The organism is Achromobacter sp. 1012554356 (assembly GCF_059760815.1).
Window position 1 is genome coordinate 39,593 of sequence record NZ_JCBANC010000017.1, and the last position, 22,361, is coordinate 61,953.

19 protein-coding genes are annotated in these 22,361 nt (G+C 67.5%); 4 read left to right on the forward strand and 15 right to left on the reverse strand.

The genetic code is table 11. The features are described 5' to 3' along the window. Positions 1 to 58 precede the first annotated feature (58 nt). The 4 genes from AC6LJW_RS10980 to AC6LJW_RS10995 form a co-directional block, all read right to left on the reverse strand. A complete protein-coding gene (locus tag AC6LJW_RS10980) occupies positions 59 to 1,402 on the reverse strand; it encodes a sensor histidine kinase (RefSeq protein ID WP_056558962.1) in 1,344 nt (447 codons plus the stop codon). After that, positions 1,399 to 2,112, reverse strand: a complete 714-nt coding sequence (locus AC6LJW_RS10985) for a response regulator transcription factor (RefSeq protein ID WP_498087242.1) — start codon at positions 2,110 to 2,112, stop codon at positions 1,399 to 1,401. Before AC6LJW_RS10985 ends, AC6LJW_RS10980 begins: the two co-directional genes overlap by 4 nt. Before the next feature lie 20 nt (positions 2,113 to 2,132). Beyond that, positions 2,133 to 3,548, reverse strand: coding sequence for an FAD-binding oxidoreductase (locus tag AC6LJW_RS10990; RefSeq protein ID WP_056558968.1), 1,416 nt, complete (start codon positions 3,546 to 3,548; stop codon positions 2,133 to 2,135). Between the two features lie 122 nt (positions 3,549 to 3,670). Further along, on the reverse strand, positions 3,671 to 4,303 hold the full coding sequence (locus AC6LJW_RS10995) for a BPTD_3102 family carboxylase-like protein (RefSeq protein ID WP_056558971.1): 633 nt from the start codon (positions 4,301 to 4,303) through the stop codon (positions 3,671 to 3,673). Positions 4,304 to 4,631: 328 nt separating this feature from the next. Between AC6LJW_RS10995 and AC6LJW_RS11000 the strand changes: the two genes are divergently transcribed. Beyond that, positions 4,632 to 6,023 (forward strand): phosphomannomutase/phosphoglucomutase, encoded by a 1,392-nt coding sequence (locus AC6LJW_RS11000; RefSeq protein WP_056558975.1) that lies wholly within the window; start codon positions 4,632 to 4,634, stop codon positions 6,021 to 6,023. 7 nt (positions 6,024 to 6,030) lie between these two features. Beyond that, positions 6,031 to 7,578: a glucose-6-phosphate isomerase gene (pgi, locus tag AC6LJW_RS11005; RefSeq protein WP_498087243.1), complete on the forward strand. Its 1,548-nt coding sequence runs from the start codon at positions 6,031 to 6,033 to the stop codon at positions 7,576 to 7,578. Here pgi and AC6LJW_RS11010 read toward each other — a convergent pair. From AC6LJW_RS11010 to coq7, 11 genes are all read right to left on the reverse strand, one after another. Continuing rightward, positions 7,568 to 8,701 (reverse strand): glycosyltransferase family 4 protein, encoded by a 1,134-nt coding sequence (locus AC6LJW_RS11010; RefSeq protein WP_427987676.1) that lies wholly within the window; start codon positions 8,699 to 8,701, stop codon positions 7,568 to 7,570. The genes pgi and AC6LJW_RS11010 overlap by 11 nt on opposite strands. Continuing rightward, a complete protein-coding gene (locus tag AC6LJW_RS11015) occupies positions 8,698 to 9,855 on the reverse strand; it encodes a glycosyltransferase family 4 protein (RefSeq protein WP_498087244.1) in 1,158 nt (385 codons plus the stop codon). Before AC6LJW_RS11015 ends, AC6LJW_RS11010 begins: the two co-directional genes overlap by 4 nt. Continuing rightward, on the reverse strand, positions 9,852 to 10,967 hold the full coding sequence (locus AC6LJW_RS11020) for a glycosyltransferase family 4 protein (protein WP_498087245.1): 1,116 nt from the start codon (positions 10,965 to 10,967) through the stop codon (positions 9,852 to 9,854). Before AC6LJW_RS11020 ends, AC6LJW_RS11015 begins: the two co-directional genes overlap by 4 nt. Before the next feature lie 3 nt (positions 10,968 to 10,970). Next, positions 10,971 to 12,902: an asparagine synthase (glutamine-hydrolyzing) gene (gene asnB / locus AC6LJW_RS11025; RefSeq protein ID WP_056558990.1), complete on the reverse strand. Its 1,932-nt coding sequence runs from the start codon at positions 12,900 to 12,902 to the stop codon at positions 10,971 to 10,973. 44 nt (positions 12,903 to 12,946) lie between these two features. After that, entirely contained in the window at positions 12,947 to 14,089 is a 1,143-nt protein-coding gene (locus AC6LJW_RS11030; protein ID WP_056558993.1) for a glycosyltransferase family 4 protein, read from the reverse strand. After that, positions 14,090 to 15,439: a murein biosynthesis integral membrane protein MurJ gene (murJ, locus tag AC6LJW_RS11035; RefSeq protein ID WP_056558996.1), complete on the reverse strand. Its 1,350-nt coding sequence runs from the start codon at positions 15,437 to 15,439 to the stop codon at positions 14,090 to 14,092. Beyond that, the gene (locus AC6LJW_RS11040; RefSeq protein ID WP_056558999.1) at positions 15,436 to 16,461 is read right to left on the reverse strand and encodes an SDR family oxidoreductase; all 1,026 of its coding nucleotides are present in this window, start codon (positions 16,459 to 16,461) and stop codon (positions 15,436 to 15,438) included. The genes murJ and AC6LJW_RS11040 overlap by 4 nt, the downstream gene beginning before the upstream one ends. A 12-nt stretch (positions 16,462 to 16,473) precedes the next feature. Further along, positions 16,474 to 17,751, reverse strand: a complete 1,278-nt coding sequence (gene tviB / locus AC6LJW_RS11045) for a Vi polysaccharide biosynthesis UDP-N-acetylglucosamine C-6 dehydrogenase TviB (RefSeq protein ID WP_156395054.1) — start codon at positions 17,749 to 17,751, stop codon at positions 16,474 to 16,476. Between the two features lie 93 nt (positions 17,752 to 17,844). Continuing rightward, positions 17,845 to 18,951 carry an MraY family glycosyltransferase gene (locus AC6LJW_RS11050; protein WP_056325286.1) on the reverse strand — a complete coding sequence of 369 codons (1,107 nt, stop codon included), beginning with the start codon at positions 18,949 to 18,951 and terminating at the stop codon, positions 17,845 to 17,847. Positions 18,952 to 19,475: 524 nt separating this feature from the next. After that, positions 19,476 to 19,691 (reverse strand): hypothetical protein, encoded by a 216-nt coding sequence (locus tag AC6LJW_RS11055; protein ID WP_156395055.1) that lies wholly within the window; start codon positions 19,689 to 19,691, stop codon positions 19,476 to 19,478. 37 nt (positions 19,692 to 19,728) lie between these two features. After that, positions 19,729 to 20,406: a 2-polyprenyl-3-methyl-6-methoxy-1,4-benzoquinone monooxygenase gene (gene coq7, locus AC6LJW_RS11060; RefSeq protein ID WP_498087246.1), complete on the reverse strand. Its 678-nt coding sequence runs from the start codon at positions 20,404 to 20,406 to the stop codon at positions 19,729 to 19,731. Between the two features lie 123 nt (positions 20,407 to 20,529). Here coq7 and AC6LJW_RS11065 point away from each other — a divergent pair, with 123 nt between their 5' ends. Next, positions 20,530 to 20,973: an OsmC family protein gene (locus tag AC6LJW_RS11065; RefSeq protein ID WP_056559005.1), complete on the forward strand. Its 444-nt coding sequence runs from the start codon at positions 20,530 to 20,532 to the stop codon at positions 20,971 to 20,973. Between the two features lie 114 nt (positions 20,974 to 21,087). After that, positions 21,088 to 22,059, forward strand: a complete 972-nt coding sequence (locus AC6LJW_RS11070; RefSeq protein ID WP_056559009.1) for a thymidylate synthase — start codon at positions 21,088 to 21,090, stop codon at positions 22,057 to 22,059. Positions 22,060 to 22,361: the final 302 nt, after the last annotated feature.

Consider the following 22,361-nt stretch of genomic DNA (forward strand, 5'->3'; position numbering starts at 1 on the left):
CGGGATTTCCGGACGATACGGGCCAGCGCACTTTACGGGCCCGGCAGTCGAAAATTCGTCAAATTTGCGCGGCAGGCGCTGGCGACGCAGCCGGCTCGAAACGCAGCAAAAAGCGCGTGCCGCGCGCCGGGCCTTCGGCTTGCGAGGATTCGACGCTGAGCGACCAGCCCTGCATGTCGCAGACGCGCTTGGCGATCGCCAGGCCCAGCCCGCGCGCCGTTTCGTCGCCGCCCGCCACGCCCGAGTCGCGCAGGCGGCCGCTGAAATAGCGGCGGAACAGGAACGGCAGGTCGCTCGCGGCAATGCCCTTGCCGTCATCGCGCAATTCCAGGCCGCCCTGCGCGTCCAGCGCCACGGTCAGCGTGGCCGGCGCGGCGTGTTCGATGGCATTGCGCACGAGATTTCGCAGCACGGTCAGCAAGGCGTAGCGGTCCAGCGTCAGCACCTGCCCGGCGGGAAGCCGGTTGTCTAAGCGCAAGTCGGCCACCCGGGCCTGCGCGGCGTACCCGCGCCACGCATCTTCCATGCACTCGGCGATGTCCACCGCTTCCGGCGCGCGCAATTGGTCGCGCGCCATCGCCCGCGCGCTTTCCAGGCTGACGATGACGTCGTCCACGTTGTCGACCACGCGAGTCAGGCGCTGGTGCTGATCCGGCGTCAACGCCTGCGTCAGCAGCATGAGCTCGCTGTCCGAGCGGATCGCCGCCAGCGGCGTGCGCACCTCGTGGCTCAGGTTGCCCGCGAATTCGCGCTCGCGGGCGATGGACCGGTCCACCTGGTTCTGCACGCGGTTGAAGGCCTCGATAAGGCGACCGGCCTCGTCGTCGCGCGTGACCGCCATGTCCGGCGACCCCGGCGCCCACGTCGACAGCCGGTCCGTCAATTCCAGCAGCGGTCCGACCGCCACCGCCGCCACGCGCCGCGACAGCGCATACGCCAGCACCACGCAGATCGCGCCCACGCCCAGCACGATCAGCCCGAAGTCGTGCACCCGCTCTTCGTTGTCGGTCGCGTCGTACAGCAGGTACACCGTGCCGCGGCCGGTCTCCGCCACCATCACGTGCCAGGTGTAGGACCCCGGTTCGATGAGATGCAGGCCGTTTTCCAGCGCCAGCAGTTCGGGCGGCATGCCGGCAGGCGGCTGGCCATCGACGCTCAACCACGCGCGCATGGACCCGCCCAGCTCGCGCGCGCCATGGCGCGGCAGGAACTCGTCGCTGGTGCGCGCGTGCTGGACCAGGCGGTCCATTTCGGTGTTCAGGATGTCGTTGACCAGGTCGTCTTCCATCTGGTCGAACGTCAGGTAGGCCAGGAGGGCAAGCGCCGTGACGAACAGCGCAACCGTGCCCGTCAGCGCCCAGACGACGCGCTGGGTCAGTGTGCCGGCGGCGGCGCGGCTCATGATGCGGCGCCGGGCAGCGTCAGGCGCCAGCCGGTGCCGTGCACGGTCTCGATGCCGTCAAAGCCGGCATCGGCCAGCGCGCGCCTGAGCAGGTGGACCTGGCTGCGCAGGGCATCGGACGAGGGCGGCTCGTTGCCCCACAGCACCGATTCCAGTTCTTCGCGCGTCACCACGCGGCCTGGATCGCGCAGCAGCACTTCGATGATGAGGCTCGCCTTGCGGGTCAGGTGCACCGGCACGCCGCTGACCGACACGACGCGGCTGCGCGCGTCGAACTGAAGCGGGCCGAAGGTGCGCGCGGCGTCCACCGTCGCCCCCTTGGAACGCTGGATCAGCGCCAGCAGGCGCGCTTCCACTTCCAGCAGCGCGAAGGGCTTGGTGAGGTAATCGTCGGCGCCGTGCGAGAAGCCCGCCAGCTTGTCTTCGAGGCTGTCGCGCGCGGTCAGCATCAGCACCGGCACATCCAGCCGCCGTTCCGTGCGCATGGCGTGGAGCACGGCGTTGCCGTCCATGCCGGGCAGCCCGATGTCCAGCAGCACGGCGTCAAAGCGCTGTTCCTGCAACCGTTGCAGGGCCGCGGGTCCGCTGTAGGCCACGTCGGGCAGAAAGCCCCGCGCCTCCAGGAAGCTGTACAGGTTGCCGGCGATGATGTGGTCGTCCTCGACGATCAGCACCCGGTGATTCGCGCCCGCTGCGGGAGGGGTTGCCATGGTCTGCGATCCTGCCCGCGTTATGCCTGCAGCACCTTGCCGGGGTTCATGAGTCCCTGTGGATCCAGCGCGTGCTTGATCCGGCGCATCAGCGCAAGTTCGACGGGGTTCTTGTAGCGCGGCAGTTCGTCGCGTTTGAGCTGGCCCACGCCGTGTTCGGCGCTGATGGATCCCTTGTGCGCGTGCACGCTGTCATGCACGACGCCATAGATCTCGCCTTGCAGCGCCAGCAGCTCGGCTTCGGTCTGGCCGGGCGCATGCGCCACGTTGTAGTGCAGGTTGCCGTCGCCCAGATGGCCGAAGATCACGTGGCGCACGCCCGGAAAGCGCGCCTGCAGCAAGGCGTTCGTCTTGTGCACGAATCCGGCGATCGACGAGATGGGAATGGACACGTCATGCTTGACCGACTTGCCCAGCTCGGCCTCGGCCAGCGGAATGCTTTCGCGCAGGTGCCACAGCGCCTTGCTCTGCGAGACATTGGCGGCGATGGCGGCGTCGTTCACCAGGCCGGCCTCGATGGCGTCGCCCAGCACGGCCTCGAAGCGCTCGCGGGCGTGCGTCTCGCTTTCGCTGTCGGACAGCTCCAGCAGCGCGAACCACGGCGAGGCGGCCGACTCGCCCTCGAAGGGCAGGCGCTGCTGCGGGAACAGGCGCACCACGCCTTGCAGGCAGGCGCCGCTCATGAGTTCGAATCCGGTCAGCGAGGCGCCGAAGCCGGAACGGGCGCGGGACAGGACCTCCACGGCGTTGTCGATACTGTCCAGCGTCAGCAGCGCCGTGCAGGATGCCACGGGGCGCGGATACAACTTGAGCGTCGCGGCCGTGATGATGCCCAGGGTGCCTTCGCTGCCGATGTACAGGTCGCGCAGGTCGTAGCCGGTGTTGTCCTTGCGCAGGCCGCGCAGCCCGTCCCAGATCTCGCCTTCGGCGGTCACGACTTCCAGGCCCAGTGTCAGGTCGCGCGTATTGCCATAGCGCAGCACCTGCGTGCCGCCGGCGTTGGTGGCCAGGTTGCCGCCGATGGTGCAGCTGCCCTCGGCCGCCAGGCTCAGCGGGAACAGCCGGTTCGCGGCGGCGGCGGCCTCCTGCACGGCCTGCAGGATGCAGCCGGCCTCGACAGTGATGGTGTCGTTGTCGGTATCCAGCGCGCGCACCGCGGTGAGCCGGGCGGTGGAGAGGACGACCGCGGTGCCGGTGTCGTCCGGCGTGGCGCCGCCGCACAGGCCGGTATTGCCGCCTTGCGGCACCACGGGCACGCCGTGCCGCGCGCACAGTTTGATGGCGTCGGCCACTTCAGCCGTGGAGCCCGGGCGGATCACCGCCAAGGCCGCGCCGCGATAGCGGCGGCGCCAATCCAGCACATAGGAATCCGCATCCGCGCCGGTCAGCACGTGGGAGTCGCCCAAGAGGGCCTGGAGATCGGTCAGCAGAGTCATGGATGCCGCACAGAAAGTCGGCCCGGCCGCCAGGACCGGGCGCTGTTCATGGGATGTGCGGACTATTGTAGGGGCTGGGCGGCGCCTGCCGAAGCCCCCTTGCGGGTGTCTGTTGGGCCTGTCTAGCCGACGGCCTGGTCCAGCCGGGTGCCCGTCATGCCCGAGCAGAAGGCGCGGGAGGCGATGCGCTCCATCAGGAAGGCGCGGTCCACGCCGGCGGGGCCGGGCAATTCGGACAAGGCGCGGTAGGCGCGGCGCAGGACTTCGCCGCGGGTGGCGCCGCAGACCATGAGATGGGTGCACGGCAGGCGGCGATCGCCGCAGCCGTCGATGCGCACTTCCAGCACGTGCGGCGCGATGGGATCGTGTTCGGCGACCGGCATGTCCGGCGTGCGGGCCCGCGCCTGCGCGTCGATGACGCGGAAGACGCCGCTGCGGTCGTCGAGCGAGAAGGACACGGTGCCGGCGGCCGGCCAGCCGCGGTCACGCGCCACACTGGCGGCGACCGTGCGCAATGCGCTTTCGATCGAGGCCGCCAGATGCGGCGCCGGGCACTCGGCGATCAGGACGCGCGCATCGCGCCAGACGCTGCGTTCCCAGGCGCGGCCAGTTGCCAGTTCGCCCGTTGCCGCGGCAAAGACGTGGATATCGAGCCTGCGTTCGCGGCCGGCCGCCGGACCGGCAAAGTCCGTGGGTGGTCCCCGCCTGCTTGTGGCGCCGCCCGATGACATGACTGTGGATACTTTGGCGCCCATGGCCCCTCCTGGTCTTTCTGCTTGCCCGGCAAGCGTATCACCTTCGGATGACGAGCAACTTTTGTGCCATGCGCGGCAGCCCGGGAAGCGGCTGTCTTGAGCGCGGGTGTGCACCGGAAACAGGCGGCGCCGCCCTGTGCGCCGCACCATGGCGGGGCAGGCCGGCACCGGGTAAACGCTCTACTCCGCGCCCTACTCCGCCTGAAGGATGAAGCCCCCCTCGCCGATGGGGGATAATCCAGCTTTGACCCTTGCCATAGCGGTTTGGATGTACGGGTTTACCATTACCCGGCAGCCGCCGCGCTGTCCCCCTCAACAAGGAACCGTCGTGGGCAACCATACACAATTTCCGGCCTCCGTTTTCAAGGCGTATGACATTCGCGGCACGGTGCCGGACCTGATCGACGCCGCCTTCGCGCGTTCGCTCGGTGTGGCGCTTGCCGCCCGCGCCCGCGAGCAAGGCGTGCAGACGCTCGTGGTCGGCCGCGATGGACGCCTCAGCAGCGAAATGCTGTCGCTTGCGCTGCAGGAAGGGATGCTCGAAGGCGGCGTGGACACGCTGGACGTTGGCATGGTCCCGACCCCGCTTGTGTACTTTGCGGCCAACATCATGCAGACCGGGTCGGGGGTAGCCATCACCGGCAGCCACAACCCGCCCAAGTACAACGGATTCAAGATGATGATGGGCGGCCGCGCGCTGTACGGCGACGACGTCCAGCAACTGGCGCAGACCATGAACGGCGACGCGCCGGCGCCCGCTTCCGAGGCCGGCACGCGCCGCCAGCTCGACCTGGCGCAAACCTACATTGCGCGCGTGGCCGCCGGCGTCAAGCTGGCGCGCCCCATGAAGATCGCCATCGACTGCGGCAACGGCGTGGCCGGCGCGGTCGCGCCGCAGCTCTTCCGCGCGCTGGGCTGCGAGGTCGACGAACTGTTCTGCGAGGTCGACGGCAACTTCCCCAACCACCACCCCGATCCCGCCGAACCCAAGAACCTGCAGGACCTGATCAAGCACGTCGCCGAGACCGATTGCGAGCTTGGCCTGGCCTTCGACGGCGACGGCGACCGCCTGGGCGTGGTCACCAAGTCCGGCCAGATCATCTGGCCCGACCGCCAACTCGTCCTGTTTGCGCGCGACGTGCTCGAGCGCAACCCCGGCGCCACCATCATCTATGACGTGAAGTGCAGCCGCCACGTCGGCCTGTCGGTCGAAGCGGCCGGCGGCACCGCCCTGATGTGGAAGACGGGCCACTCCCTGGTCAAGGCCAAGCTGGCCGAAACCGGCGCGCCGCTGGCCGGCGAAATGAGCGGCCACATCTTCTTCAAGGAGCGTTGGTACGGCTTTGACGATGGCCTGTACACCGGCGCCCGCCTGCTCGAAATCGTGTCGCGCTTCGCCGACGCCTGCGCCCCGCTGGAAGCCCTGCCGCAGGACGTGTCCACGCCCGAACTCAAACTGGAAATGGAAGAAGGCCAGCCTTTCTCGCTGGTCAAGGCCTTGCAGGACCAGGGCCAGTTCCCCGGCGCCGAGCGCGTGATCACGATCGACGGCGTGCGCGCCGAATACGCCGACGGCTTTGGCCTGGCGCGGCCGTCGAACACCACGCCGGTCGTCGTGCTGCGTTTTGAAGCGCAAAGCGAAGCGGCGCTTGCGCGCATCCAGGCCGACTTCCGCCGCGAACTCGGCAAGCTCGCCCCGAACGCCACACTGCCTTTCTGATCCGCCCATGTCGTTAGCCAACAGCCCCGCGTGGCAGCAGTTCATCGCCGCAACACGCACGGCATCCCGGGACGGCCAAAAGCTGCGCCTTATCAATGCGCCCGGACTGCGCCTGGATCTAAGCGCCCAGGCGCAGTCGCCCGAACTGCTGGCCGCCTCGCAGGCACTGCTGGAGCAGCAGGACTTCGAGGCCTGCCGCGCGCGGCTCTTTGACGGCGGCCAGGCCAACTGGACGGAAGGACGCGCCGCCTGGCACACCGCCTTGCGCGCGGCCGAGCCGCCCGCCATGGTGGCGAAAGCGGTGCTGGCCGAGCGCGAACGCCTGCGCGACTTCGTGCGCACCGCCGACGCGGCCGGCCGCTACAGCGGCGTGCTGCATCTGGGCATCGGCGGCAGCGACTGGGGACCGCGCCTGGTCACCCGCGCCTTGCGCCACGAGGGCGCGCGCCGCGACGTGCGCTTTGCCTCCAATGTGGATTCGCATTCGGTCGCTGAAGCCATGAGCCACCTGGACCCGCACAACACGCTGGTCATCGTCGCCTCCAAATCCTTCACCACGACCGAGCCGCTGGCCAACGCCGAGGTCGCGATGAACTGGCTGCGCGAGGCCGGCGTTGCCGATCCCATCAAACAGGTCGTGGCAATCACCTGCAACGTCGAGGCAGCGCTCAACCTGGGCATCCTGCCCGACCACATCTTCCAGATCTGGGATTGGGTGGGCGGGCGCTATTCGCTGTGGTCCGCCATCGGCCTGCCGATCGCCCTGGCGTTCGGCAACGACACCTTCGACCGGCTCCTGGCCGGCGCGGCGGCCATGGACGACCATTTCCGCACCGCGCCGCCTGCCGAAAACGCGCCCGTGCAGCTGGCGCTGGCCGGCGTGGCCAACCGCAGCGTGCTGGGCTACGACTCGCTGGTCATCGCGCCCTACGACTCCCGGTTGCATCACATCGTGCCTTGGGCCCAGCAGCTTGAAATGGAATCGCTGGGCAAGGTCGCCACGGCCGACGGCAGTCCCGCCGGCGTACCGACCGGACCGGCGGTGTGGGGAATGCCGGGCACGGATTGCCAGCACACGTTCTTCCAATGGCTGCACCAAGACGCGGCCGGCGCGCCGGTGGACTTCATCCTGTGCGAACAGCCGGACCATGCCTATGCCCGGCATCACGAGCTGCTGGTCGCCAACTGCCTGGCGCAGCGCTCGGCGCTTCTGCGCGGCAAGACCTTCGAAGAAGCCCTGGCCGAGACCTCCACCACGGAACGCGATCCGGCGCGCGCGCGTTTGCTGGCGCAGCACCGCGTGCATCCGGGCGGACGGCCGTCGTCGCTGATCGTGCTGCCGCGTCTTGAGGCCTACACGCTAGGCGCGCTGCTGGCCTTGTACGAGCACAAGGTGTTCACGCAGGGCGTGATCTGGGGCATCAACCCGTTCGATCAGTGGGGCGTGGAGTTCGGCAAGGTGTTGGCCAAGAACATCATGCGCGAGCTGGACGCGCCCCAGCCCAGCCAGCAGGATCCGTCCACGCGCTTCTGGATCGACGCGATCAGGCGCTGAGCGCGTCGTACAGCGCGACGTGGATGCGCGCGACCTGATTGATGTCGAACTCGCGCTCCGCAAGCACCCTGCCCGCAGTGCCCATCGCCTGACGCAACGTGGCGTCGTCGGCCAGGCGCGCAATGGCGTCAGCCAGCGCTGCGGCGTCGCGCACCGGCACCAGGAGGCCGGTCACGTTGGGTTCGATGGCGTCGCGGCAACCTGGCACGTCGGTCGTGACGACCGCCCGCCCGCAGGCCGCGGCCTCTATCAAGGATTTCGGCAGGCCCTCCCGGTAGGACGGCAGCACCGCAATGTGCGCGGCCGCATACAGCGCCGCCACGTCCGAACGCTCGCCCAGCGCCTGCACGCAGCCGTCCTGCTGCCAGGCATCGACATCGGCCTGCGTGGCGGACGCCGGGTTGCCCGGGTCCAGCCCGCCCACCAGTTGCATCGTCACCGGCACGCCGCGTTCGCGCAGCAGCCTGGCCGCCTGCACGAACTCCTGCACGCCCTTGTCGCGTAGCAGGCGCGCCACCATCGTAACGACGACGGGCGGCGCGGGCGGCTCCGGCGCCGGACGGTAAGCGTTCAGGTCCACGCCCGCACCGCGGATGATGACCACCTGATCCTCGCGCACCGCGCCCAGCGACTTGAGCAGGTCGCGGTCGTTGGCGTTCTGGAAGATCACCCGGCTGTTCGGATGGCCGAGCGCAATGCGGTACAGGCGCGCCACCACGGCGCGCACCAGCCGCATCTTCAGCGAGCTGGACAGGAACACGAAGCCCAATCCGGAGATCGCCGCGACCATGCCCGGCACGCGTGCGATGCGCGCAGCGATGCCGCCGTACAGCACGGGCTTGATGGTGACCAGGTGCACCACATCGGGGCGCAGCCGGCGGAAGAGGCGCACCAGCGCCAGCAGCGTGCCCAGCTCCTGCAACGGATGCTTGCCGCTACGCGTCATCGGAATGGGGTGATGGGTCATGCCCAGCGCCTGGATGTCAGCCACGGCGGGCCCCTCCATCGTCGCGACATGGACGTCGTAGCCCGCCTTCTGTGCGGCCAAGGCGACCGGGACGCGGTGCGACATGAAGAACGCCGGGTTGTTGACGACAAACAGCAGGCAGCGTCCGGCGCTCATGCTTGGACTCCAGAAATGCGGCGCCAGACGGCGATATAGCTTTGCACCATGCGTGCAAGATCAAAGTGTTCCAGGACGCGGGCGCGTCCTGCCTCGCCCGCGCGCTCGCGGCCGCGCGCAGCCACGTCGCCCAGCGCGGATTCGATGCCGCGGGCCAGAGCCTCGGCCTGCTCGGGCGGCACCACCACACCCGTGTCGCCGACGATGTAGGCGGCGTCGCCCACGTCGGTCACCACGCAATACACGCCACACGCCATGGCCTCGGCCACCACGTTCGGAAAGCCTTCGGCGCAGCTCGAGAGCACATGCAGGTCCAGCCCGTTCATGACGGCGGGCACGTCGTCGCTGGGGCCGTTGAGCACCACGCGGTCGCGCAAGTCCAGCTTGTCGAGCAAGGCGCCCAGTTGGGCGTTGCCGTCAATCATGTCGCGGCCGATCAGCACGCAGCGCAGCCCCGCATCGCGCCCATCGCGCACCAGCGCGGCCACGGCGCGCAGCAGGTTGGCGTGGTCCTTGAGCGGATCCCAGCGCGCCACGCATCCGATCACCGGCACGTCTTCGGACAGCCCCCATGCGGCGCGAACGCGCGAGCGCGCCTGCGGATCCGGCGCGTAGCGCGACAGGTCGTAGCCGTTGGGGATCACGACCATGCGGTCGCGGCGGTAGCCTTTTTCGGCGTGGCGCTCGGCGGCATTCTGCGCCGCGCAGACGATCGCGCGCGGCACGCTGCCGGACAGCATCGCGCACGCGCGCAGCACCAGCCGCGCCGAGCGGCTGCTGCGTTCAAGGTGCGCGCCAGAATTACGGATGCCCCAGGCGATGGCGCGAACGCCCGCCAGGCGGGCGGCCAGGCCGCCGATCAGGTCGGCGTGGTACATCCAGGTTTGCACGGCATCCGGGCGGGACGTGGCGATCAGGCGCCGCAGCGCCAGGAAGCCGCCCAGGCTGACGCGGCCGCGCTTCATGCCCAGGGCATGCACCGCGACGCCCGCCGCGCGCAGGCGCTCGCCGTACAGGCCTTCATCGGTCAGCGACACGACGGTGTGCTCGACATCCACCTGCGGCCAGGTCGCCAGGCGCGTCAGCACCGATTCGGCGCCGCCCTGGCCCAGCCCCGTGATGACATGCAGAATGCGCAGCGGCCGGGTGCTCATCGCCCCTCCCGCACCGCTTCAAACAGTTCATCCCATTCGGTCAGCACGCTGGACAGCGCATAACGCTGGCGCACGGCGGCGGCGGCGCGCGCGCCCAGCTGCTCGCGCAGGGACACGTCGCCCATCAGCCGATGCAGGGCATCGGTCATCGCGACCCGGTCGCCCGCCGGCACCAGCAGCGCATCCTGGCCGTCTCGCGTCATCTCGCGCGGACCGCTGGGGCAATCGAACGCCACGCAGGGCAAGCCCAGCGACATGGCTTCGAGCAACACATTGGGAAAGCCTTCGACCAGCGAACTGAGCACGAAGGCCTGGCCGCGCGCCAGTTCTTCCCAAGGCGCTTCGGTGCGCCCAGGCAAACTGATCCGCGATTGCAGGCGCAGACGCGCCACCTGCTGCTGCAGCGCTTCGCGCTCGGGGCCTTCGCCCCAGATGCGCAGGTTCCAGTCCGGGAATTCCGGCGCAATCTGCGCAAAGATGTCGATCAGGAGGCCGAACTGCTTGTCGGGCACCAGCCGCCCCATCGCGATCAGCTCGCGCGGACCGGCCTCTTGGCGCTGCTGCACCAGCGGCGCATCGAGCAGCGGCGCGGGCAGCGGATTCGGGATGACGGCCAGGCGCCGGATGCCGGGCACCTGGCGCGCAAACGGACCTGCGGTGTCTTCCGCCTGCACCGTCACCATGTCGGCGCGCGGATACAGCACGCGGCGCAGCTTGCGCCAGACGGAGCCCGTGGTGGTTTCGGCGACCGGATTGGTGCGTTCGCAGACGATGAGCGGAACGTTCAGGCCGCGCGTGGCCAGAATGGCGGCCACGTTGACGTTGGTCAGGAACGACACCACCACGTCGGGCCGTGAATCGCGAATGTGCTTGCGCAGGGCCAGCAGCCGCTTGAAGGCCGCCATCGCACCCGACGCCCGGGTGCCGGCCAGATCAGCCAGCCAGGAAAGCTGGACCTTGTCCGACAGGGGATAAAAGCAGGTGCCCTTGGACGAGTAGGTGGGCGTCAGGATGACGGTGTCTCCGCGCTCGGACCATGCGTTGACCAGGGTCGCCGCGACGCGTTCCGCGCCGCCGGCGTGCATGGAGCTGACCAGCATCAGTATTTTCATTCGTCAACGGTCCTCAATCGGTCCCCCTTGGTCCATGCCCGCGCGGTAGCGGTCCAGCCAGGCCTGCATCATCAGCACGCCCCACAGATGGCTGTCCCAATTGCGATGCCCCGACGTGTGTTCACGCCATTTGCGCAGGATGGGCTCGGGTTCGAACCAGCCCTCCTGGCGCAGGCGCGCCGGATCCAGCAGCGCATCGGCCCATTCGCGCAAGGGACCCCGCAGCCATGCGGCCAGCGGCACGGCAAAGCCGCGCTTGGGGCGGTCGACCAGCGCCTGCGGCACGTGGCGATGCAGCACCTGCCGCAGCAGCCACTTGCCCGTGTTGCCGCGCACCTTGTACTGGTGCGGCAGGCTCCAGGCGAATTCATAGACGCGGTGGTCGATCAGCGGCACGCGGGTTTCCAGGCTGACAGCCATCGCCGCGCGGTCCACCTTGACCAGGATGTCGTCGGGCAGGTAGGTCACCGTGTCGAGCTTCATCATCGACTCGAAGAACGATCCCTGCATGGCGCGTTCGAACACCGACTCGGGTTCGACGCCCCCCTTCACGACGCGGGCGGGGTCCGCCCAGTACGACACGAACAGGCGGTAGAACTCGCCGCGCGTATCGGCGCGCAGCAGTTCGCCCAGCTTGCCGACCTTGCCGCGCCAGGCGCCACGGCCGGGTAGATGTGTGGAGGCGCTGAGCATCGCGCCGGCCGGCTTGCGCAGCAGGCCTGGCACGCGCTCGAACTGGCGCCACCAGTTGTCCACGCGGAAGTAACGCGAATAGCCGCCGAAGAGTTCGTCGCCGCCGTCGCCCGACAAGGCCACGGTCACGTGCTGGCGCGCCATGCGCGTGACCAGCGATGTGGGGATCTGCGACGAGTCGGCAAAGGGTTCGTCGTACATGTCGGCCAGTGACGGCACGACCGCCAGCGCGTCGTCCGCGGTGACGTAGAGTTCGGTGTGATCGGTGCCCAGGTGCGTGGCCACGGCCTTTGCGTGCTGCGCCTCGTCGTAGCCCTTTTCGTGAAAGCCGATGGCAAAGGTGCGCACCGGCTGCGAGCTTTGCGCCTGCATCAGCGCCACGATGGTCGACGAATCGATGCCGCCGGACAGGAAGGCGCCCAGGCTCACGTCGGACAGCATCTGGCCGCCCACGGCCTTGGACAGCACCTTTTCCAGCGCGTCGGTGGCCTGCGCGTCCGAGTCGAACGAGAGGCGCGATTGCCCTGCGGCATCCGCGGCCTCGCGGGCCGACCAGTACACGCGCGGCTCGGGCATGTGGCGGTTGCGCGTGTCGTCGGCCGAGAACTCGACCCACGTGCCGGGCGGCAGCTTGGCGATGCCTTCGTAAATGGATTGCGGCGCGGGAATGTAGTTGTGCCGCATGAACGACGCAAGCGCGTTGCGGTTCAGGTTGCGCCCGAAGCCCGGAATCGGCATCAGGCCCTTGAGTTCCGACGCGAACACCAGCTCGGCGTTGGAGTAGCCGTAGTAGAGCGGCTTTTCGCCCATGCGGTCGCGCGCCAGCACGAGCTTGCGCGAGGCCTTGTCCCACAATGCGATGGCGAACATGCCGACCGAGGCTTGCAGCGTGGCTTCGATGCCCAGCGCGGTAAAGCCGGCAAGCAGGGTTTCGGTGTCCGAATGCCCGCGCCACACCGGCGCCAGCGCCGATTCCTCGAGCTGCTTGCGGATGTCCAGGTGGTTGTAGACCTCGCCGTTGAACACCATGACGTAGCGGCCGCAGGCAGACGTCATGGGCTGGTGGCCCGCTTCGGTCAGGTCCAGGATCGCCAGGCGCACGTGCGCCAGCGCGATTCCCGCATCCGCGTCTTCCCAGAAGCCATTGCTGTCCGGCCCGCGGTGGCGGATGCGCCGGCAGCTATCTGCCAGCACCTGCGCCTTATTCCCCAGGGGGCCCCAAATTCCGACTATTCCACACATGATGTTGTTCTCGTGGTCACCGTGGCAACGGCGCGCGGGGGGCCCTAGCGGCCCGTCGCCCGCACGCCGTCAAAAAGTTCCTGCCATTTCTGCAGCACGCGCGCGGCCGAGAATCGGTCGCGCACGTCGGTCGCCGCCTGCGCCATGCGCGCGCGGCCATTGTCATCGCCCATGACCGCGTCCAGCGCCTTGCACAGCGCGGGCACGTCGCCATTGGGCCGCACCAGCACGCCGTCGATGCCTTCGCGCACGATCTCGCGCGGGCCCGTATCGCAATCGAACGACACCGCAGCCAGGCCGCTGGCCATGGATTCGAGCAGGGTATTGGACAAGCCTTCGAAGCGCGAGGTCAGTACATAAAGATCGGCGCTGTCGTACCAGTCGCCCACATTGCCGGCGCGTCCCGGCATCGAGATGCGCGATTCCAGGCCGGCCTCGCGCACCTGCGCTTCGAGCGCCCGGCGTTCGCTGCCTTCGCCCAGAATAACCAAGTCCCAGCCGGGATGCGACGGCGCCAGACGCGCGAAGGCCTGAATCAGCAGATCGAAGCCCTTGTCGCCATGCAGCCGTCCGACCGCCAGCAGCCGCTTGCGGCCATCCCGCGCGGCAGGCGGCACGATGGGCTCGGCGCGCGGCAAGGGAAAGTGGACGGGATTGGGAATGACCGCCAGCCGCGAGCCCGGCACGTGCTGTGCCAGCCAGTCGGCGGTGCCGCGCGTCAAGGCGACCACGCGCGCGGCACGCGGATACGTCAGCCGGCGCAGCCGCTGCCAGAAGCCCGACAGGGTCTGCGACGGTGGATGGGTATGTTCGGTGGCGATGACGCGGCAGTTCAGCCCCGCGCAGGCCAGCACGGACAGCACGGATGCCGTGGTCATCATGCCCAGCACGATGTCTGGCCGGAACGACTTGACGACGCGGCGCAGCGCGCGCACGCGCTGCAGGTTGCTGAGGATGCCGCGCAGCCCGCCGCCCTCGCCCGCCGTGTGCAGGACCTCGCGCCGGACCTTGGGATGCAGCGCGTACACGTCGCCGTCGGCGCTGGCCTGCGTGACCACCATGACCTCGCTGCCCTCAGCGGCCCAATGAGCGCTCAGGTCCGCGGCGACGCGCTCAGCGCCCCCGCCATGCAGAGAATGGATGAACAGCAACACGCGCGCCGGACGGACGGAGTCGGCTACGGACATTCAATCGGTCCCCTTGGGTTCGGCCTTGCGCATCGCCACCACCAGGTAGCACGCGAAGGACAGCACATACATGAGGCTGGTGGCCAGCATGATGCCGGCCGCGCCCATGCGGGGCGCGAGCACGGTGTTCAGCACGGCCTTCAGCGCAAAATTGGCGACCGCGATGGCGGCCATGATGCGGTAGCGGTTCTGGCTGGCCAGAAGCTGCACCAGGATCAGCACGCCAAAGTAGAACGGCAACTGCAACAGGCCCCAGCGCAAGACGTGGGCGACGGCTTCGGTGTTTTCCGCGGTAAACGCGCCGCGCTGGAACAGCACCGACACGCCCCACGGCGCCAGGACCCAGCCCAGCGCCACGGCGGCGGCGCCCGCCCCCACCATCAGCAACGACCACTTGAGCGCCATGCTGCGCGCGCGCGCCGTATCGCCGCGCGCCTGCACGTCGGCCAGCACGGGAAGCGCGGCGCGCCCCACCGACACTGCTCCGATGCCCAGCAGCAGCGACAGCAGCCGGCTGGCGTAGCCCAGCGTGGCGTTGGCATTGGCGCCCAGGTTGGCGGCCGCATATTGGTCCAGCGGACCGACGAAGCTCATGGCGACCTGGCCGATCAGCATCACGCCGGCCGCGCTCATCAGCTCGGGCCAGTGCGGCGACGTCAGCGACAGGCGCGGCGCGCCCCAGAAGCCGCCATCGGCGCGCGCGGCCAGCCAAGCAAGCCAAACGGTCTGGATGGCGTAGCCGACCAGCGTGCCCCACAACAGGGGGCCGACGCTCTCGGCGCTGGCGGCCAGCATGACCCAGGCCAGCGTCGCCACGGCCGGAACACTGTCCAGCAGCGTATTGACGTGGCGCTCCTGCGCGCGCAGCCGCGCGGCGCTGATGCCCGCGATCAGCAGCAAGGCCGACACGGGCGCGAAGGCGACAAGCAGGTCGCCCGTCATGGCGCGCACTTGCGCCGACAGGCCCTGCCCCAGCCAATCCACCACGTACGGCCAGCCAAACCACGTGAGCAAGGCCAGTGCGACGCCGGCGGCGGCGACCCAGCCCTGAAGCTCGCGGATGAAGAGTTCTTTCTCGGCCCCGCCGGTGCGCGCCAGGCGCACCAGCACGGGGATCAGCACCACCGACAGCACGCCCACGATCGTGACCGGCAGCCAGGTGCCCATCGTCATCGTGAACTGGTAGGCGTCCACGGCGTCGCTGACGCCGTAGCGGTACGCCACCGCCATCTCCTTGATGGCGCCGGCTGCCTTGCCCAGCAGCAGAAACACCGCCACCCGGAACGCGCCCTTGAAGATGCGCTGATGATCCGGGTGGATGTTGCCGAGTTTTCGGACGAGTGCTTTCAACGCAGGAATTGCGTGTACCAGGGCATGGCGACTTCCAGGCCTTGCAGCACCGTATGCGTGGGCGCGTAGCCCAGCAGGCGGCTGGCCTTGCCGATGTCGGCCTGCGAGTGGCGCACATCGCCCGCGCGGAAATCACCGTAAACCGGCTGCTTGCCGTAGTCCACGCCCTGGTTGCCCAGGGCCTGCACCAGGAAGCTGTACAGCTGGTTCAGGGTGCTGCGGCCGCTGACGGCCACGTTGTAGACCTGGTTGCGGGCCTCGGGTGCGGCCAGCGCGCCCAGGATGTTGGCCTGCACCGCGTTGTCCACAAAGCAGAAGTCGCGGCTGGTCTCGCCGTCGCCATTGATGGTGACGTCTTCGCCCTGGATCATCGCGGCGGTCCACTTCGGGATCACGGCGGCGTAGGCGCCGTCCGGATCCTGCCGCTTGCCGAACACGTTGAAGTAACGCAGGCCCACGGTCTCAAAGCCATACGAACGCGCGAACACGTCGGCGTACAGCTCGTTGACGTACTTGGTCACGGCGTACGGCGACAGCGGCTTGCCGATGTTTTCCTCGACCTTGGGCAGCGCCGGATGGTCGCCATAGGTGGAGCTGGACGCCGCATAGACGAACGACTTCACCTTGGCGTCGCGCGCCGCCACCAGCATGTTCAGGAAACCGCCGATGTTGACGTCGTTGGTCGTGATGGGGTCGTTGAGCGAACGCGGCACCGAACCCAGCGCGGCCTGGTGCAGCACGTAGTCCATGCCTTCAGCGGCGCGGCGGCACGCATCCAGATCGCGGATGTCGCCTTCGATGAACGTGAAGCGCGACCATTGCTCCGGCGAAACGGAAGCCTGGACTTCGTCCAGGTTGCGTTGGTGGCCGGTGGCGAAGTTGTCAAGGCCGGTCACGGACTGGCCGAGCTTGAGCAGGGTCTCGAGCAGGTTCGAGCCGATGAAGCCGGCGCAGCCGGTCACCAGCCATTTGCGCGGCGCGGCGGCCAGTTCCTGGGTGACAGTCTCGAATCGTGTGGTCATGGCGAAATCCTTTTACAGACGCAGGTCGGATTCAGCGGGCGACAACACGTACTTCAGGTCGTACAGGATATGTTGCGGCTTGCCGAGCTTGCGGATGCCTTCGGCGCCCATGTCCTTGAACTGGTTGTGCGCCACGGCCAGGATCACGGCGTCGTACTTGCCTTCCTCGGGCTTGGACACGGGGGTCAGGCCGTACTCGTGCATGGCTTCGTCGGCGTCGACCCACGGATCGTAAATGTCCACGTCGACGTTGTAGTCGCCCAGTTCACGGACGATGTCCACGATGCGCGTGTTGCGCAGGTCGGGGCAGTTTTCCTTGAAGGCCAGGCCCATCACCAGCACGCGGGCGCCCTGCACGTGGATGCGGCGCTTGGTCATGCACTTGACCAGCTGCGACACCACGTAGCTGCCCATGGAGTCGTTCAGGCGGCGGCCCGCCAGGATGATCTCGGGGTGGTAGCCGATGGATTGCGCCTTGTGCGTCAGGTAGTAGGGGTCCACGCCGATGCAGTGACCGCCGACCAGGCCCGGCCGGAACGGCAGGAAGTTCCACTTGGTGCCGGCAGCCTGCAGCACGGCTTCGGTGTCGATGCCCATCTTGTTGAAGATCAGGGCCAGTTCGTTGATCAGCGCGATGTTCACGTCGCGCTGCGTGTTTTCGATCACCTTGGCGGCCTCGGCCACGCGGATGCTGGACGCCTTGTGCGTGCCGGCGGTGATGATTTCCTTGTACAACTGGTCCACCAGCGTGGCGATTTCGGGCGTGGAACCCGACGTGACCTTCTTGATCGTGCTGACGCGGTGTTCCTTGTCGCCCGGGTTGATGCGCTCGGGGCTGTAGCCGGCAAAGAAGTCCACGTTGTACTTCAGGCCCGACACGCGCTCCAGAACCGGCACGCAGTCTTCTTCGGTGGCGCCAGGGTAGACGGTGGATTCATAGATGACGATGTCGCCGCGCTTGAGCACCGCGCCGATCGTTTCGCTGGCCTTGACCAGCGGGGTCAGGTCCGGCTGCTTGTACTCGTCGATGGGGGTGGGCACGGTCACGATGAACACGTTGGCCTCGCCCAGTTCGGCGCGTTCGGCGGTGTAGCTCAACTGCTTGGCTTCGGCCAGCTCGGCGTCGCTGACTTCCAGCGTATGGTCGTGACCCGCCTTCAGCGCGTCGATGCGGCGCGTGTTGATGTCAAAGCCAATGACGGCGCGCTTCTTGCCGAATTCAACGGCCAGGGGCAGCCCGACGTAGCCTAGGCCGACGACAGCGAGTTTCACATCCTGGATTCGCAACATAACTCTCCCTTCACCGTAGAACGTGTACGGCATTTTAAAGATGAACTGGTGATGGATACCGAGCCCCCGGCGGCGATCGCCGGGGCACTCAAACTAATCGGTGGTTCGCAGCACGGATGGCAACAACAGCCAGCCCGGGCGGCGCCAGGAGACCAGGCGCGCGTACAGCCAGATATAGACGCTGGCAAAGACAACGAGGCTGGCGCTCAGGGCCCAGGCGTTGTCCCACCAGATCGTGGCCGGCACCAGCCCGATCAGCGCCAGGACCCACATGTACGGGGACGCCAGCGCATTGCAAAGCGCGGGAACGGCATGGCGCCGGCCGCGGCTGAAGGTAACGCGGACCAGCCGGCGGAACACAAGCTGGTGCAAGTGCAGCGCATCGGGCTGGTCGACCGGCACGCCACGCTTGAAGCGGCGGCGCCAGATCGAGAAACCGGTTTCGAATACGGGGTAGAACAGGACCGCCAAGGCGTAGAACGGCGACACGGACGGGTTGCGCACGACCAGCAGCACGGCCAGTTCGGCCAGCATGAAGCCCAGGAAGTACGCGCCGCCATCGCCCAGGAATACGCGTCCGAACGGGAAGTTCCACACCAGGAAGCCCAACGTTGCAGACGCCAGCGCCGCGGCCACCAAGAAGATCGGCACGTCGCCGACCTGCAGGGCAACGAGGCTGATCGACACCGCCATCAGGGTGGCGACCATGCCGGCCAGGCCGTTCATGCCGTCAACGATATTCAGGGCATGGGTACAGCCGCCCACCGCGAACATGGTGAACAGCAGCGACACCGGCCAGAACGAGAGCACGTAATCCACAGGGGCCATGCCAACGCGGCTGACGCCGCCCAGCAGCCACCACGCGATGGCCGCGGACAGAAAAGCGGCCAGCAAACGCTTGCTGGCGCCGATGTCCTTGGTAATGTCTTCAAGCAGGCCGGCCACGAAAACGGGCAACGCCGCGACGAAGAGCGCGGGCCACAGCCAGGTAAGGGTCATGTTGCTGGGTCCGAGGACCAGCAGGCCAGCCAGCGTTCCGGCAAGCACCGCCAGACCGCCGACGCGAGGCGTCGCGCGGGAATGATTGGCTTGGGGCTTGTTGAGGTCGCTATCGCCGGTAAAAGCGCCATGCCAGCGCTCGGACGCCACGATGAGTCCCCCCACCATGAACGCGACCACGCATATATACAGCCAGGTCACTGGATCACCTCTGGTTGGTCTATCGAGACAGGCCCGCCATTATCGGAGGCAGGTGTAACGCCCATATATGGGAGGGATAAGGAAGTGCAATTCCGAGGCACAGAACGTAACGCGCGCAGGCGGGCTATCCGTCCGCCGCGCATGTGTCTGGAACGCGCTGGCGCGAGAGCGCCTGGCAGTGCTGGTTTCATGTGGGGATTGTAGAGCGTTCCGCCTCTGGGCACGCGAAATATGCAAGGGAAAACACGAAGGCCCGGGGGACCGCGCGGCGTCGCGCTGCGCAGGCTTTTGCCGTCATCGCTTACAAATAGGGACGCAACGATTCGGGGCAAAAAAAAGCCCGAGATCGTGAGATCTCGGGCTAAATCCACCAAAGGAGGAGGGTGGAGGAGACAACCGTGGCATGTTGGGAGCGGGACTTCAGCTCGCTGCGCTTCCGGGGTTTTCACCGCGCCGTCTGCGTTTCAACATCCAATGACTGAATAGTACCTACGTTTTTTGTGCGTTGCAAGATTTTTTTTGATCTATTTTTTGAGCGGCCCGTCGCGTTGCTTTTTCGCTGCAAGAATCCCGCCCGCCCTCTGGAAACCCGCGCCAGTCAATGCCCTGGCCAAAAACGGGGTTTTTGCCGAACGGGTTTTCCCCTTGCGGAATAACCCTGTATGACAGCGGGTAATCCCACCCTGGCCTTCGCACCAAAACAGTGCATCACGCACCACGAGGCGGCCAAATTTGCGCATTGCAACATTTCTTGCAGACGCGGTTTCAGTCCACCGCTCAGATCCAATACGCGGTGGTTGTCATCACCTTGGACATGGCGCGCATGGCCAGTTTCACGGGCGCGGGCAGCGGTACGCCGCCCGCCTGCTCGGCGCTGGCGCGATGCTGGGCCTCGTCGTCTTTCATCTTTTTGACGATCTGGCGCGAGCGTTCGTCCTGCACCGGCAAGGTGCGCAGGTGTTCGTCCAGATGGGCCTCGACCTGTTTTTCGGTTTCAGCCATGAAGCCCAGATTGCGCGGCACGCCGGCCACGCTGGCCATCACGCCCAGGGCGAACGAACCCGCGTACCAGACGGGATTGAGCAGGCTGGGCCGGCTGCCCAGTTCGTTCAGGCGCTCGTGGCACCACACCAAGTGGTCGACTTCTTCGGCGGCGGCATTGAGCAGCAGCGCGCGCGGGGCGGGTTCCTTGCACACCGACGCCTGGCCACGGTAGAGCGCCTGGGCGCAGACCTCGCCGACGTGGTTGACCCGCATGAGGCCGGCCGCGTGGCGCTTTTCCTGGGCGGACAGGGCTTGCGGCGATTCCTGTGCGGTGGCGGGGTAGGCCCGGCCAGCGCTGGCGTTGCCCGAGAGCACGCGCAACGCACGGTCGGTCTCGGCCAGCAGGGCATCCAGGGGACCGTGGCGGCGCCGCAGGGAAACGGGGCCGGATTTGGACAACGTGGTGGACATGGCAACTCCTAGGCAAAGCGGACGCGCTGCACCCCTGATGCGGGGTGGGGTTCTCCTGCCCGGGATTGTACGCAACGGGTATCATCAGCCATTGACTGCGCTCAAGCTCAAGGACTCACTGAAATGGAATGCACGATCGACTGGGGCGGCCCCACCGGCATGCTCTTCACCGCCAGCACGGGTAGCGGCCACGTGGCCGTGATGGACGGCGCCGTGGACGGCGGCGGCCACAACCTGGCGCCCCGCCCCATGGAAATGCTGCTGGCCGGCACGGGCGGCTGCACGGCCTATGACGTGGTGCTGATCCTCAAGCGCGGCCGCCATGCGGTCACGGGTTGCAGCGTCAAGCTGCAGGCCGAGCGCGCCGGCACCGATCCCAAGGTCTTCACGAAGATTCACTTCGCGTTCACCGTCACCGGCGCCAATTTGCCACGCGCGGCCGTCGAACGCGCCGTGCAGCTTTCTCACGAGAAATACTGCTCGGCGTCGGCCATGCTGGAAAAAACCGCCGAAATGACGTTCTCGGTCGACATCGTCGACACACAGGAAGCCGCCGCTACCGCCTGAGCCGCCCGCGCGGCCGTGGTGTAATTCGGCATTCACCATATATAGGCGCCGCCGCGGCACGTCCGCGGCGGCGCGCTTGCTTCCCGGACTGGGACCGCAGGCACAAGGATCGTCATGAAACAATACCTGGACCTCGTTCAATCCATCCTCGACACCGGCTCGTGGCAGGAAAACCGGACCGGCATCCGCACCCTCAGCATGCCGGGCGCTTCGCTGCGGTTCGACCTGCAGCAGGGCTTTCCCGCCGTCACCACCAAGAAGCTGGCGTTCAAGTCGGCCATTGGCGAAATGGTGGGATTCCTGCGCGCCTCGCGCAGCGCGGCGGAATTCCGCGAGCTTGGCTGCAAGGTCTGGGACCAGAACGCCAACGAAAACGCGCAGTGGCTGGCCAACCCCTACCGCGAAGGTCCCGACGATCTGGGACCGGTCTACGGCGTGCAGTGGCGCCAATGGCCGGCCTACAAGATGCTGGATGCCAGCCGCCCCGGGCAGATCGAGGACGCGCTGTCGCGCGGCTACGCCAAGGTGGCCGACCTTGAAGAAGGCGGTGAGCCGAAGGTGCTGCTGTACAAGGCGGTCGACCAGTTGCGGCAATGCCTGGACACCATTCACGAACGTCCGGGCGACCGGCGAATCCTGTTCCACGGCTGGAACTGGGCGCAGATCGAGGAAATGGCGCTGCCGCCTTGCCACCTGCTCTATCAGTTCCTGCCCAACGCGACGACGCGCGAGATCTCGCTTTGCCTGTACATCCGCTCCAATGACGTGGGCCTGGGCACGCCGTTCAACCTGACCGAAGGCGCGGCGCTGCTGCATCTGGTCGGGCGCCTGACCGGCTACACCCCGCGCTGGTTCACCTATTTCATCGGCGATGCGCATATCTATGAGAATCACCTGCCGATGCTGCGCGAGCAATTGACGCGAACGCCGTATGAATCGCCCCGTCTCGTATTGTCGGACCGCATTCCCGATTTCGCCGTGACCGGCCGCTACGAACCCGAGTGGCTCGAGAAGGTCGAGCCCGGCGACTTTTCGTTGTCGGGTTACACGCACCACGCGCCCCTGACGGCCGCGATGGCCGTCTGACCCTTCCGCCGGCCGCGCCGGCGCCCGCTTTTCAGGGCAGATCAGCAACACGCCGGACGCCGTCCGGCGTCCGATTCCTCGCACGCCCCGCCGCAGGTGAAGATTGGTGAGCTTCTGGAAGCGCGATTTCGGTATAACCCATCCCTTAGCCACGGACGCGCGTCCAGCATGCCGCGCGCCCCGTTGCTTTCGACCGGCCCTCTGGACGCGCCACGCCGAGCGCCCGAACCGTGCCGACCGCTGGCGTTGCCGCGCCCAATTCCCCATCCCTATAAATAGAGTGTGAGAAAAGCCAGCGACGA